Annotated in this window: 13 protein-coding genes; 5 read left to right on the top strand and 8 right to left on the bottom strand. The window is 56.1% G+C overall.

Going from position 1 to position 12,857, the window contains the following annotated elements; translation table 11 throughout:
- Positions 1-2 precede the first annotated feature (2 nt).
- Complete coding sequence (locus ACOSDM_RS16105; RefSeq protein ID WP_420725576.1) at positions 3-704, top strand: HAD family hydrolase; 702 nt, start codon at positions 3-5, stop codon at positions 702-704.
- Here the strand turns inward: ACOSDM_RS16105 and ACOSDM_RS16100 are convergent.
- From ACOSDM_RS16100 to ACOSDM_RS16080, 5 genes are all read right to left on the bottom strand, one after another.
- Complete coding sequence (locus ACOSDM_RS16100; RefSeq protein ID WP_420725575.1) at positions 701-2,104, bottom strand: MATE family efflux transporter; 1,404 nt, start codon at positions 2,102-2,104, stop codon at positions 701-703. The two genes, ACOSDM_RS16105 and ACOSDM_RS16100, sit on opposite strands and share 4 nt — an antisense overlap.
- A gap of 87 nt (positions 2,105-2,191) precedes the next feature.
- On the bottom strand, positions 2,192-2,557 hold the full coding sequence (locus tag ACOSDM_RS16095; RefSeq protein WP_420725574.1) for a YbaN family protein: 366 nt from the start codon (positions 2,555-2,557) through the stop codon (positions 2,192-2,194).
- 14 nt (positions 2,558-2,571) lie between these two features.
- Entirely contained in the window at positions 2,572-4,491 is a 1,920-nt protein-coding gene (gene dxs, locus ACOSDM_RS16090) for a 1-deoxy-D-xylulose-5-phosphate synthase (protein WP_420725622.1), read from the bottom strand.
- 140 nt (positions 4,492-4,631) lie between these two features.
- Positions 4,632-5,015 (bottom strand): VOC family protein, encoded by a 384-nt coding sequence (locus ACOSDM_RS16085; RefSeq protein ID WP_420725573.1) that lies wholly within the window; start codon positions 5,013-5,015, stop codon positions 4,632-4,634.
- 3 nt (positions 5,016-5,018) lie between these two features.
- Positions 5,019-7,064 (bottom strand): EF-hand domain-containing protein, encoded by a 2,046-nt coding sequence (locus ACOSDM_RS16080; RefSeq protein WP_420725572.1) that lies wholly within the window; start codon positions 7,062-7,064, stop codon positions 5,019-5,021.
- Between the two features lie 120 nt (positions 7,065-7,184).
- Between ACOSDM_RS16080 and ACOSDM_RS16075 the strand changes: the two genes are divergently transcribed.
- Genes ACOSDM_RS16075 through ACOSDM_RS16060 form a run of 4 tightly spaced genes read left to right on the top strand, consistent with a single transcriptional unit; the run spans position 7,185 to position 9,327 of the window.
- Entirely contained in the window at positions 7,185-7,562 is a 378-nt protein-coding gene (locus ACOSDM_RS16075; protein ID WP_420725571.1) for a c-type cytochrome, read from the top strand.
- A gap of 8 nt (positions 7,563-7,570) precedes the next feature.
- Entirely contained in the window at positions 7,571-8,056 is a 486-nt protein-coding gene (locus tag ACOSDM_RS16070) for a hypothetical protein (protein WP_420725570.1), read from the top strand.
- 39 nt (positions 8,057-8,095) lie between these two features.
- The gene (locus ACOSDM_RS16065; protein WP_420725569.1) at positions 8,096-9,067 is read left to right on the top strand and encodes an aldo/keto reductase; all 972 of its coding nucleotides are present in this window, start codon (positions 8,096-8,098) and stop codon (positions 9,065-9,067) included.
- A gap of 56 nt (positions 9,068-9,123) precedes the next feature.
- Positions 9,124-9,327, top strand: a complete 204-nt coding sequence (locus ACOSDM_RS16060) for a ribbon-helix-helix domain-containing protein (RefSeq protein ID WP_420725568.1) — start codon at positions 9,124-9,126, stop codon at positions 9,325-9,327.
- Here ACOSDM_RS16060 and ilvN read toward each other — a convergent pair.
- From ilvN to miaA, 3 genes are all read right to left on the bottom strand, one after another.
- Entirely contained in the window at positions 9,324-9,890 is a 567-nt protein-coding gene (gene ilvN, locus ACOSDM_RS16055; protein WP_420725567.1) for an acetolactate synthase small subunit, read from the bottom strand. The genes ACOSDM_RS16060 and ilvN overlap by 4 nt on opposite strands.
- A 50-nt stretch (positions 9,891-9,940) precedes the next feature.
- Positions 9,941-11,707, bottom strand: coding sequence for an acetolactate synthase 3 large subunit (locus ACOSDM_RS16050; protein ID WP_420725566.1), 1,767 nt, complete (start codon positions 11,705-11,707; stop codon positions 9,941-9,943).
- Between the two features lie 112 nt (positions 11,708-11,819).
- Positions 11,820-12,779 (bottom strand): tRNA (adenosine(37)-N6)-dimethylallyltransferase MiaA, encoded by a 960-nt coding sequence (miaA, locus tag ACOSDM_RS16045; protein WP_420725565.1) that lies wholly within the window; start codon positions 12,777-12,779, stop codon positions 11,820-11,822.
- Positions 12,780-12,857: the final 78 nt, after the last annotated feature.

Raw genomic sequence — 12,857 nt, 5'->3', positions numbered from 1 at the left:
TGATGCAAGCGCCCTTAGGTATTCTGTTTGATAAAGACGGCACGCTGCTGGAATATCACGCAACCTGGATGCCAGCCAATCATGCGGTTGCCCTGGAACTGGCGCAGGGTGATTTGAACACAGCCCACCATTTGCTGCGTGCCGGGGGATGGGATCAGGCAACCGATCGTGTCGCCTCGGGCAGTCCCCTGGCGGCGGGGGATCTGGAAGACATCGCGACCCTGTGGCAGGACCTGTTGCCCGACGGCCCAGTCCGCACGATTGAAAGCATTGTCGCCTATCTGGACAGCGCCTTTCCCGCCAATATGGTGCCAACGCCGGTCTGTGATCTGCCCGCCCTGTTGACGCAGTTACAGGCCCGCAATATTGCCCTGGGCGTTGCCACCGCTGACAGTGCCAATGGCTTGCGAATGTCCCTGGCCCCGTTTGATATTCTGCATCGCTTTGCCTTTGCTGTCGGCTTTGACAGCGGCCATGGACGCAAGCCAGAACCCGGCATGGTGCATGGATTTTGCGCCGCCACAGACCTGCCCCCGGACCGCATCTGGGTGATCGGCGACAATCGCCATGACATAGAAATGGCCCTGTCCGCTGGGGCGACAGGCATCGGGGTCCTGACCGGCACATCCAGCGCTGAAGAACTGCGCGCTGCGGGGGCTGCAATGATATTGGACTCGATCGCCGCTCTGCCTGAGATGCTCTAACCGCGAATACGATGGAACGCGCTGCCATTGGGACCGGTCTGACGCCAGAACCGCAGCGTCACCGCGATGGCGCAAAAGCCCAGCCCAATCATCAGGCCATACCAGACACCGACACCGCCATAGCCCAGAACGAACCCCATGACATAGGCCCCGCCAATGCCAACAACCCAATATCCCAGGAATGCCAGAACCATTGGCACCAGCGTATCGTTCAGCCCGCGCAATATGCCCCCGGCCGTGATCTGCACCCCATCAAATAATTGAAACAGCGCCCCGACCGCTAAAAAGGTCGCGCCATAGGCAATGATCTGCGCCCGGTTTGGATCATCGTCGCTAAGGAACAGGCCAATAAAGAGATAACCCACTGTCCAGAACAGGATGGCGCAGCCCAGCATGAAAACCAGCGTCGTTTCCAGTATCACCCGACCCCGCAGGCGAACCGCGGCCAGGTCCCGTGCGCCTGCTGCCAGGGCGATGCGAATTGTAGCAGCCTGGGACAGACCAAAGGGCACCATAAAGGTGATCGACATGACCTGCAGGGCGATCTGATGCGCCGCTAATTGGGTAACGCCAACCCACCCCATCATAATCGCCGTCGCGCCAAACAGGCCATGCTCCATGACCCAACTGCCGCCAGACGGCAGGCCGATGCTCAACATCTGGCGAAAGCGCGGCCAGTCCGGTCGCCAGAACCGCACGAATAACTGCAGCTTTGCGAATTTCGGCGTGAAATTGATATACAGAACGGCTAGGACCAAAATGTAGATATCGACCACAAAGGTCGCCAATCCTGCCCCTGGCAGGCCCATAGCGGGAAAGCCAAGGCCACCGAACATGAAGACCCAGTTCATCAATGCGTTCAGGGGCACACCAGACCAGGCAAACAACATGGCAGGCCGCGTCACCCCATAGGATGCCATGGTCAATCGCAAGGGGATGGTGACAAACACGATGATAAGAACCGGTGCCATCCAGTTCAAATAGCCTTGCGCAGCATGGGAAATTACCGGGTCCTGACCCAGAAAGATAAAGGCGGCCTCTCCATATTGCAGGATCAGGGCAAACGGCGTTCCCATCATCAACCCGATCCACAGGCCCTGGCGCGCGCTGCGCCGTACACCGCGATCATCATTTTGCGCAACGGCCTGGGCGGTCAGGGACGACACCGCCCCCAATGTGCCAATGCCAAACAGCAGAAAAATAAACCAGGCATTCAGCGCCAATGCCGCCGCCGCGATGGCATCCTGACCCAGATGACCGATCATCAGCATGTCCACGGTTTCCATCATGATCACCGCAACCATGGTCATGATCATGGGCCAGGCGAGCGAGAATGTCGCCCCTACCTCCGCTTTTCGGTCCAGAACCGTGGGAGCCTGTATCGTTTCATCCTGTGTCATGCCGAGGCTTATGCCTCAATTTTAGGCAGTGGGGAAGGAAATAGAGGATATACCGGGAATGAAAAATCTAGACCTGATTACCGCCGATCAGGGAGGGCTTCCCGGGCGCGACAGAATATACAGGGATACCAATGTCAAAACCGCTGCAATCCCCCCATAGGTCCAAACAGATAAATCCGTTACCGCCAGCATGATCGCCATGCTGACCACCATCATCGCCGTGGACAGGATCTTCGCGCGGACCGGGATCACACCATGCTGGTCCCAATCTCTAAGGGGCGGGCCGAAGCGGGGGTGATGATACAGCCAGTCATGAAACCGCTGTGACGAGCGCGCAAAACACCATAACGCCAGCAACAGGAAGGGAACCGTCGGCAACAGCGGCAGGAACGCCCCGATAAAGCCGAGCCCGACAAACAGGCATCCAAATATAAGATAGACGATGCGCGGCATCGCCCGCTCCAATCCTAAGCCCGCGCCGGAGCATCCGTTTCAGCCGCCGCTTCGGTTTCCAGCGCCGCCAGGGCCGTTTTCACGATCCCTGCCGCATCCAATCCAGCCTCTGCAATCTGACGATCCGGCTTGTCCTGATCAATAAAGCGGTCGGGCATGAACAAGGTGCGCAATCGAATGCCCTGGATCAGATCTTCCACCACCAGAATGTTCAACACCTGGGTCGAAAAACCGCCAATGGCCGCTTCTTCCACCGTGATCAAAACATCATGGGTCTGTGCCAATTTCCGTACCAGATCGGCATCGACCGGCTTGGCAAAGCGGGCATCGGCAACCGTCGTTGAAAACCCATGGGCGGCCAAATCTTCTGCCGCAGTCATGGCATCCTGTAGACGGGTTCCCAAAGACAGAATGGCAACCGTCTTCCCCTCCCGCACAATCCGCCCCTTCCCGATCTCTACCGGTTCGGGGTTCTTGGGAATCTCAATCCCAATGCCCTCTCCCCGCGGATAGCGGATGGCGGATGGATGATCATCAATACCAGCGGCGGTCACTACCATGCGTGCCAATTCCGCCTCATCCGACGGGGCCATGACGATAAAATTGGGCAGACAGCACAGATAGCTTAGGTCGAAAGCCCCGCAATGGGTTGCCCCATCGGCCCCGACATAGCCTGCGCGATCAATGGCGAAGCGCACCGGCAAATTCTGAATGGCAACATCGTGGACCACCTGGTCATAGCCACGCTGTAGAAATGTTGAATAGATCGCGGCGAAGGGTCGATATCCCTCTGTCGCAAGACCCGCAGCAAATGTCACCGCATGCTGTTCCGCTATACCGACATCGAAGGTCCGGCTGGGATGGGCCTTTTCAAACAAATGCAGGCCTGTGCCCGATGGCATGGCGGCAGTGATAGCCACGATTTTGTCGTCTTTTACTGCCAGATCGCTCAATACCTGACCAAAAACATTCTGATAGGCCGGCGCATTTGGTTTGGGCTTGTGCTGGGCACCGGTCACGACATCAAATTTCGCGACCCCGTGATATTTGTCAGCAGACGCTTCTGCGGGGGGATAGCCCTTCCCCTTTTGCGTCACGACATGGATCAGGACCGGACCGGATTCCTTTGCAGACCGGACGTTCTTCAGAACCGGCAGCAAATGATCAAGATTATGGCCATCAATCGGGCCCACATAATAAAAGCCCATTTCTTCGAACAGGGTTCCCCCCGTCACGAAACCACGGGCATATTCCTCAGCCTTTTCAACCGCGCGCTCAAAAGACCGTGGGAAGCGTTCTGCAATATGTTTGCCGATTTCCCGCAGGCTTAAATACTGTTTCGACGACATCAAACGCGACAGATACGCGCTCATCGCGCCGACGGGGGGCGCAATTGACATATCATTGTCATTCAAAATAACGGTCAGGCGGGAATTCATCGCACCGGCATTGTTCATCGCCTCATAGGCCATGCCAGCCGACATTGCGCCATCGCCGATCACGGCCACGACATGGTTGTCATCGCCACTTAAATCCCGCGCAACGGCCATCCCCAGCCCGGCAGATATGGAGGTTGACGAATGCGCCGCGCCAAACGGGTCATAATCACTCTCATCCCGCTTGGTAAAGCCGCTTAACCCGCCGCCCTGGCGCAGGGTTTCGATGCGGTCCCGCCGCCCGGTCAGGATTTTATGGGGATAGCATTGATGTCCAACATCCCAGATCAGGCGATCATCGGGCGTGTTGAACACGTAATGCAGCGCCACGGTCAGTTCGACCACGCCCAGCCCCGCGCCCAGATGCCCCCCTGTCTGGGACACCGCACGAATGGTCGCGGCGCGCAATTCATCAGCCAATTGCCGCAATTGCGTTGGCTTCAAATCGCGCAGATCAGACGGCAGGGACACCGTATCCAGTAAGGGCGTGGCAAGCATGGGGCTTACATCTGTCACAAATGACCACTTTCACAGTGATTAATAGTTCTGACACATACCTAGCCCGGAATTGCGGTGCTTTCCAGACCGAATTCAATCCAAATCACGGCGTATTATTGAAATTCCAGTGATTTCCAAGGTCAGACGGATGTGGACTCTCTTGAAAAATCGATATGCAGATGGTTGCCATCCGGGTCATGGAGATTGATCTGGGTGATCGGCATCCCTGGCACATCAACGCGGTGATAGGGGATTCCTTCCCGCTGCAGGATCGCCAGAAACCCCGTCATGTCGTCGGCAGATATGGCGAAATGTTCCAATTGCTGGTCGGGTCGATAGGGGGCGGGTGGGTCGCTGACACCGATCAGGTGTACGATGGGAAACCCGTCGCAATACAGCCAGGCACCTGGGAAATCGAAATCAGGACGCGCGCCCATTGTCAGTCCCAGGACATCGCAATAGAAATCGATCATGCGCTGAAGCTGAGCGGTGCGCAGATTGACATGGTCCAGACGGCGCAGCATGGCTCAGAAATTCTCCTTCTTATACCCAAAGTCAAAGCGGCCTGCTTCCCGTGACAAAACGCGCGATAAGCCTTCTGGCCCGCAATAGAAAACATCAACCGCCTGGTCCGGATGGGCCTGTCGGATTGATTTGAAAACAGACTGCCAATCGGGCCTGGACAGGCGTGTGGGTGCGTGCAGACCGGTCAACAAATCGCGCCCTGTCTCCTGATGGTACACTTCCATCGCGACTGTCAGGCTGGCAGATGTCAGCTCCGCCCGCAATCCGGTCAAATAAACCTGAATTTCGATCACATCGCGCGTTGCGGGATCTTCTTCCAATTGCGCCATCAGATCGACAAACCATTCAAAGGCTTTCTGATCCCGGTTCATCCAGATGAAATAGATCCGCTGCATCTGGCTGGCGGCCCCCTGTTGGCGCTGATGCAGGATGGACCGCAAGATGGAAGCAAAGGGCGTTACCCCGATCCCTGCCCCGATCAATACGGGGATCTTGCTGTCAAAAATATCGGATGCCGGCGACCCATAGGGACCATCCAGATAGACCCTGGGCCATGCGGCCGGTCGCTCTGGAATAGGCTGCTGTGCCATATCATGCAGCTTGTGCGTCCAATTTCCCACGCCCCGAACATGCAATTCCAGCATTTCGGTTTCTTCCGGGTTGGAGGTGGCGGTGAATGGGTGCCATTCGAAGCTGGAAATCATCGGATGTTTCAGGAAAACATACTCGCCCGGCTGATAGTGAAACCAGTCTGGCCGTGTCATTCGCAATCGCGTGACATTGGAAGACAGCGCATCTGCTTGCTGCAAGTCCGTGGTTTTCAACCCGTGCACCAGCCGGATGCCCCGTTCAATAAGATACAGCGCGCCGGGACCAACCACCCACATCCAGAATCCTGGAACATGCAACAGGAAGAAAGCAAACCACAGCCAGTAGAGTTGATGGGTGATATAGAACAGGTCAAACAACCCCTTGTCCCGCACGAACCGCAGGGAAAATATCCACATCACCAGAAACAGTCCGATCAGGGTCAGGCCGGTCCAGCCAACCCGTGATTTGAACAATTCGCCATACACAACATCACGTGTGAAAAAATCCGGGTCGATGATGCTTTCATAGGCCCCGATATAACCGCCAACATGGATGACCGCGCATAAAAAGGTCACATGGCCGACGATCTTATGAAATGCGATCGCATGGTCCAGTGGCAGGAACGGCCCAAACCAGGTGTGCCGCAGAAAGGTTAGGGAGTGGCGCAACATGGCGATAAGAATGATCGCCCCGTTCAGTTTCAGGCAGGCCGCCGCCCCCTGGGCAATCTGGGTGAACAGATCGGACCCAAGTTGAATTTCGGCCAGTATACCGCTGCGAAACATCCAGGCATTAGCCGCGAAATACAGCACCAGCAGGACCAGCCAGGGGCGCTCATTCTCCCACAGGCGTGTGACGCCTTCGGTCAAGTTATGCAGCAGGCGTCCATGCGGGCGGCGACGGTCGCGCTCGATGCGCTCTGGCAATCGCAGCCAGGTGGCGGAATTCGCAACCATCTGGTCTTTCAATGCCGGATGGGCATCGATGCAGGCCTTAAATTCCCCAAAGGTGATGGATTTGCTGCCATCCGCATCCACCTTCTGAAACATCGCCTCGCTTAAGGCTTCCAGTTTCTGCGGTGGAATATCCAGATGATGTTCATTCAGACTGCGATCCAGGATATGGGTCAGCTCTGCCTGATCAATCGTACCATCGCCATTCAGATCATGTAGATCAAAGACGATACGCAGTTTTTCATCCGGCGATCCAGTCAGCAGAATCTGTGCAAAATCAATAAATTCCCACAGCGTGACAGTGCCGCTGCCATCCCGATCAATCAGGCTAAAGATGCGGGCGGCATAATCTGCATCATGCAGCCCCAGCCCCGCCTGCAACTCTGCCTGATCAATTTTTCCATCTTCTCCCGCAATCACTTTAAATCGGGTTTCAATGTCACGCAGTTGAGAGATTGCGTCGCGCCCCAGTTTGACAATTGTCCCTGTATCATTTTTGGTCATTGCCATGGCTCCTAATGCGCGTTCTTGCCGCGTAGACAGTGTTTTCTTGTAACAGATTCTTCTGATCTGAAAGCAGGGGTTACCATTGCCGAAAAATAGAAAGTATTTTATCTTATATCCATGAAGACATTCATTATAAGCCTTTTGGTCACACCGCTGCTGCTTTGGCTGTCACCGGCAGTGGCCCAAGATGTCTCAGGGGACCCCGCCAATGGCAAATCCCTGATGATCGAAATGAAATGTCCAAAATGCCACGGCGAAACCGGGCTCGGGCGATCAAAAACGCCGGGTGTCCCGCGCCTGGATGGCCAGTTTGAGGTTTATCTGATCAATCAGTTGCAGAATTTCCGGGATGGCCGCCGCCCCCATAAGTTCATGGAAATTTATGCTGGCCGGTTGGACGGTCAGGCAATCCGTGACCTGGCGGCATTTTATGCCTGTCAGGGGGATGGCGCGCAATTGCTGGACGACCCTTCTCGCTGTGCGCCTGTGAAATGAGGTTTGTTATGCTGCGCCCGCTGCTTTTCGCAATCCTGTGTCTGACATTCGGTCTCGTGCTTCAGGCCCGACCGGCGCACGCACTGGAATGCGATGACCAGAATCCTGATTACTGTGCAAAATGCGAGGATCTGGAAAAAGCGTATAAGGGCAAGGATTTAAATACCATTCTGGTACGGGGCCGTTCCGTCTGGACACCGCTCTATGCCGCCTATTTTAAGGATTGCCCAAAGATTGCCGTGCGCTATCTGGAACTGGGCGCCAATCCGGCGGTTGGTGGAATGGAAGGCGATATGCTGGCCACCGTTATATCCTGGGATCGATGGGAGGTTGAAAAGCGCTCCCTTTGGGTCAAGATGCTGGTCCTGGCGGGTGCCAGATTGGATGCCCCGCCGATCACAAAGCGCACGACGCGTGAACGCCTGATGCAGGAATATGGCAAGCGCGACGACATCATGGCCTTGATCAAGGTCGCGGAACAGAACGGCGGATAACCCCTCCCCCGCCGGTTTTATGCAAAGGAATAGTGTTTAATGAAATCCGTCCGACTGGGCCGTACAGGCCTGACTGTCTCTGAATTATGCTTTGGCACCATGTCCTTCGGCGGCGATGCGGACGAGGCGGAGGCGGGCCGCCTGTATGCTGCATGTAGGGATGCAGGCATCACCTTCTTTGACTGTGCCAATGTTTACAATGGTGGCCGCGCAGAAGAAATTCTGGGGCGTCTGATCGCGTCGGAAAGGGACAAGCTGGTCATCACCTCCAAGGTCGGCATGCCGCTCAGCGAAGGCGGCCCAAATGACAGTGGCTCCAACCGCCGCCACATCACCCGCGCGGTTGAAGACAGTCTGCGCCGCCTGAACACGGATCGGCTGGATATCTATTTCCTGCATAAATGGGATACGGAAACACCTATTGAAGAAAGCCTGCGTGCCTTGGAAGACCTCGTGCGCGCCGGCAAGGTCCTGCATATCGGGGCCAGTAACTTCGCCGCCTGGCAATTGGCCAAGTCATTGGGCATCCAGGACAAGAATAGCTGGTCCCGGTTTGATATCATCCAGCCTATGTACAATTTGGTGAAGCGTCAGTCAGAGGTCGAAATCCTGCCCCTGGCGCAGGCCGAAGACCTGGCTGTCATCTCCTACGGCCCCAATGCCGGTGGCCTGCTGACGGGCAAGTATCGCAGCGGTCAACGCCCCGAAGGCACCCGTCTGGTGCAGAACAAGATGTATTCAAAACGCTATGACGTGCCTTGGTACTATGAAACCGCAGAGAAATTCACGGCCCTTGCCGATGCACGAGGCGAACACCCGGTCAGCCTGGCCGTCGCCTGGGCCGCCCATCACCCCGGCATCACCTGCCCCATCATCGGCGCGCGCAGCGTCGAACAACTCCAGGCCTCTCTAGATTCTGTAAAGATCGATATGACCGACGCCCTATGGACCGAAATCGCCGGACTGTCACAACAGCCCGCCTCGGCGACAGACCGGAATGAGGAACTCTAGCGTTCGAGTCCTGGATTGCACGGCAATGGACTTTTATATTTAGGCTAGGAATTCTAATGAATGAAGAGCAATTGCAAAATGGGTACTACAACAATTCCAGCTGCGGTGCCCGGCATCTGACACCACGCGACGAAGAACGCCAAAGTGCGATTGCAACCCTGCAGGAAGCAATCAATGACGGGCTGAACAGCGGAGTTCCTGAACCGTTTGATCCCGCGATTTTCTGTCAGTCAATGCGGGCAAAGTATAAAACTCGTTAAACCTTCAGGACATCATTCCCGCGCGCAATCGCGATGACGCCGGAGCGGGCGACTTCTGTGTCGCCTAGCGCGCGCATCAGTTCGATGAAGCTGTCGACCTTTTCCGGGTCGCCATCGATCTGAAAGACGAAGCTGTCCAGCGTCGTATCGGCGACTTTGGCGTGGAAGATGTCGGCGATGCGCAGGCTTTCTCGGCGGGCATGATCCTTGGCGCGGACCTTAATCAGGGCCAATTCACGTTCCACATGCGCGCCATCCAGGGTCAGGTCATGAACATCATGGACCGGAACAAGGCGGTGCAATTGCGCCTTGATCTGTTCAATGATCATCTCCGTGCCGGTGGTGACTATGTTGATGCGGCTGACGCTTTCATCTGCCGTGACGGTCGACACGGTCAGGCTTTCAATATTATAGCCTCGGCCAGAGAACAGCCCAATCACGCGGGCCAGCACGCCAGGCTCGTTATCGACGATCACCGCAAAGGTGTGACGCCGCACGGTTTCGTCCCCGCTGGCAAAGGTATAAGCTGCGCCCGGCTGACCCACGGTCCCTGAGTTCGCCATCCCAAAACTTCCTTCCGGCATTGTAAAATCACCCTATTTCAAGTGTCGTCTTAAACCAGCATTTTCCCAGCATTGCCAATGGCTTCTTCACCTTCAGCAACCGGACCCAACAGCATGTCATTATGGGCCGCCCCCGATGGGATCATCGGATAGCAATTTTCGGACTTATCGACCATAATATCCGCGATGACCGGACCATCATGGGCCAGCATTTCGTCAATCACATCATCCAGCTGACCCGCATTTTCCGCCCGCAGGCCCTTCATGCCATAGGCCTCACCCAGCTTCACAAAATCTGGCAGGGCCTCGGAATAGCTTTCCGAATAGCGACCGCCATGCAGCAATTCCTGCCATTGGCGCACCATGCCCATATATTCATTGTTCAAGATGAAAATCTTAACCGGCAGGCGATATTGAACGGCAGTGGAGAGTTCCTGAATATTCATCTGGATTGAGGCTTCGCCCGCGATATCGATCACCAGACCATCGGGATTGCCCAACTGCGCCCCAATGGCGGCAGGCAGGCCATAGCCCATGGTACCCAATCCACCAGATGTCATCCAACGATTGGGCTTCTGGAAATCAAAATGCTGGGCCGCCCACATCTGATGCTGGCCCACTTCGGTCGTAATAAAGGTATCCTTGCCGGTTTCCAGCGTCTTTTCATACAGACGGCGGATTGCCTGCTGAGGTTTGGCAACGGTTTCACCATTTTTGAAGGACAGGCATTTCAAGGCCCGCCATTCATCGATCTTGCCCCACCAGCGCTCCATTGCCGCAGCATCGGGCTTCTTCTGGCGCGCCTTCATAACCTTGATCAGGTCTTCCAGCGCGTATCCAGCGTCCCCAACGATGGGCAGGTCGACGCGCACATTCTTGTTGATCGAAGACGCATCGATATCGATATGGATTTTCTTCGAATTCGGAGAGAACGCATCCAACCGCCCGGTGATGCGATCATCAAAGCGCGACCCAATGGCCAGCATGACATCACAATCATGCATCGCCCAATTCGCCTCATAGGTTCCGTGCATACCCAACATGCCCAGATATTGCGGCTCGTTGGCTGGGAATGCGCCCAGGCCCATCAGGGTCAGCGTGCAGGGGAAATTGGTCATACGGACAAATTCGGTCAGCAGTTTTGCAGCATTCGGCCCGGCATTGATGACCCCGCCGCCCGCATACACAATCGGGCGCTTGGCCGACAGCAGCAGATCAACGGCAGCTTCAATGCGGGAATGATCCGGCTTCAGGATCGGCTTATAGGTCTTGTGCGCCGCTGATTTCGGCATTTCATAGGTGCCGGTCGCGAACTGCACATCCTTTGGCAGGTCAACAACGACTGGCCCGGGACGGCCGCTGGTCGCAACATAAAAGGCCTCGTGCATCGTGCGGGCCAGCTTGTTGACATCCTTGACCAGATAATTGTGCTTCGTGCAGGGGCGCGTAATCCCGGTTGTATCACATTCCTGGAACGCATCATTGCCAATCAGATGGGTCGGAACCTGTCCGGTCAGGCAGACGATGGGAATGGAATCCATCAGCGCATCGGTCAGACCGGTCACCGCATTGGTCGCACCGGGACCCGACGTTACCAGAACAACACCGGGCTTTCCGGTGGACCGCGCATAGCCTTCTGCGGCATGCACAGCGCCTTGTTCATGGCGCACCAGAATGTGGCGCACATGGTTCTGTTTGAACAGCGCATCATAAATCGGCAGAACGGCGCCGCCTGGATAGCCAAATACGACATCGACACCCTGATCTTTTAGGGCTTTAATCACCATTTCCGCGCCGGAAAGTTGCTGTGTCGACATGTCATTCATCCATCTTGTTTAAAAAAAGCACCCCAGCGGGGTCATTCATTTCGGGAAAGGATTCTATCGCCAGACAGACGCCTCATCGCGTGCGGCGCACAATACGGGCGGCTTAAACCCGAATCAACCCGTTTTCTTCAATAAATGCAAAAAATTTGCCCTCTAAACTTTCCGAATATTTCTCTTTTATGAGAAAATTTGGAACAATCTGATTTTTAGCCCAGGTGGCCTGTCTTTTGGCATAGCGTCGCGTTGCCGTCTTTGCCTGCGCTAAGGCTTCCGGCAGAGTGATTTGCCCCATCAGATGCGCAGTCAGTTCCGGGACGCCCACGGCCCGCATGATCGGGCGATCATCCGGCAGGTTGCGGGCCATCAGGGCTGAAACTTCCCCCATCGCCCCCTGTTCCACCATCGCATCCAGTCGGGCATCGCACCGCGCGACCAATTCTGCCCGAGGCGGCACCATAACACAGGTCAGAAATGTCAGCCCAGGCGGCGGACCATCCAGCGGATCATTCTGCCATTCGGTCAGGATGCGACCGGTTGCGGCGTAAATCTCCAACGCCCGACTGATGCGCTGCATATCCATCGGTTCAATGCGGGCGGCCGCCACAGGATCAAGCGCCTGCAACCGATCCCAGGCTGAAACGCCAGGTGCAGCGGCAACTTCAGCCCGTATTTGCGCCCGAATTTCTGGCGGCACCTGTGGCATAGGTGAGAGGCCCTGGATCAGAGCCTTGATGTAAAACCCGGTTCCACCGCACAGAATGGGGATCTGACCTGCCGCCTGCGCCGCCTGAATTTCCCGCTTCGCCATATCCCGCCACCGGGCAGCAGAACAGACATCATCCCCATCCAGAACACCATACAGGCGATGAGGCACCAGGGCCTCCTCCTCTTCTGAGGGTCTGGCACTCAAAATCCGCAAATCGCGATAAATCTGCATCGAATCAGCATTGATGACGACACCGCCAAATGCGCGCGCCAGCGCCAGCGCCAGCGCCGACTTCCCGGAAGCCGTCGGACCATAGAGCACTATGCAGGGGCTGATACTGTCAGATTTCAGGGGCACACAAACATCCTTCACGCTGCAACGCGGCGCAGTTTAGACGTTTCCCACCGACGGGGCGAGACCGAAGCGTATAGATCA

It is taken from the genome of Hwanghaeella sp. LZ110 (assembly GCF_048892525.1).
Taxonomy (GTDB): domain Bacteria; phylum Pseudomonadota; class Alphaproteobacteria; order UBA8366; family Aestuariispiraceae; genus Pacificispira.
This window is presented reverse-complemented; position numbering and strand designations above follow the sequence as displayed.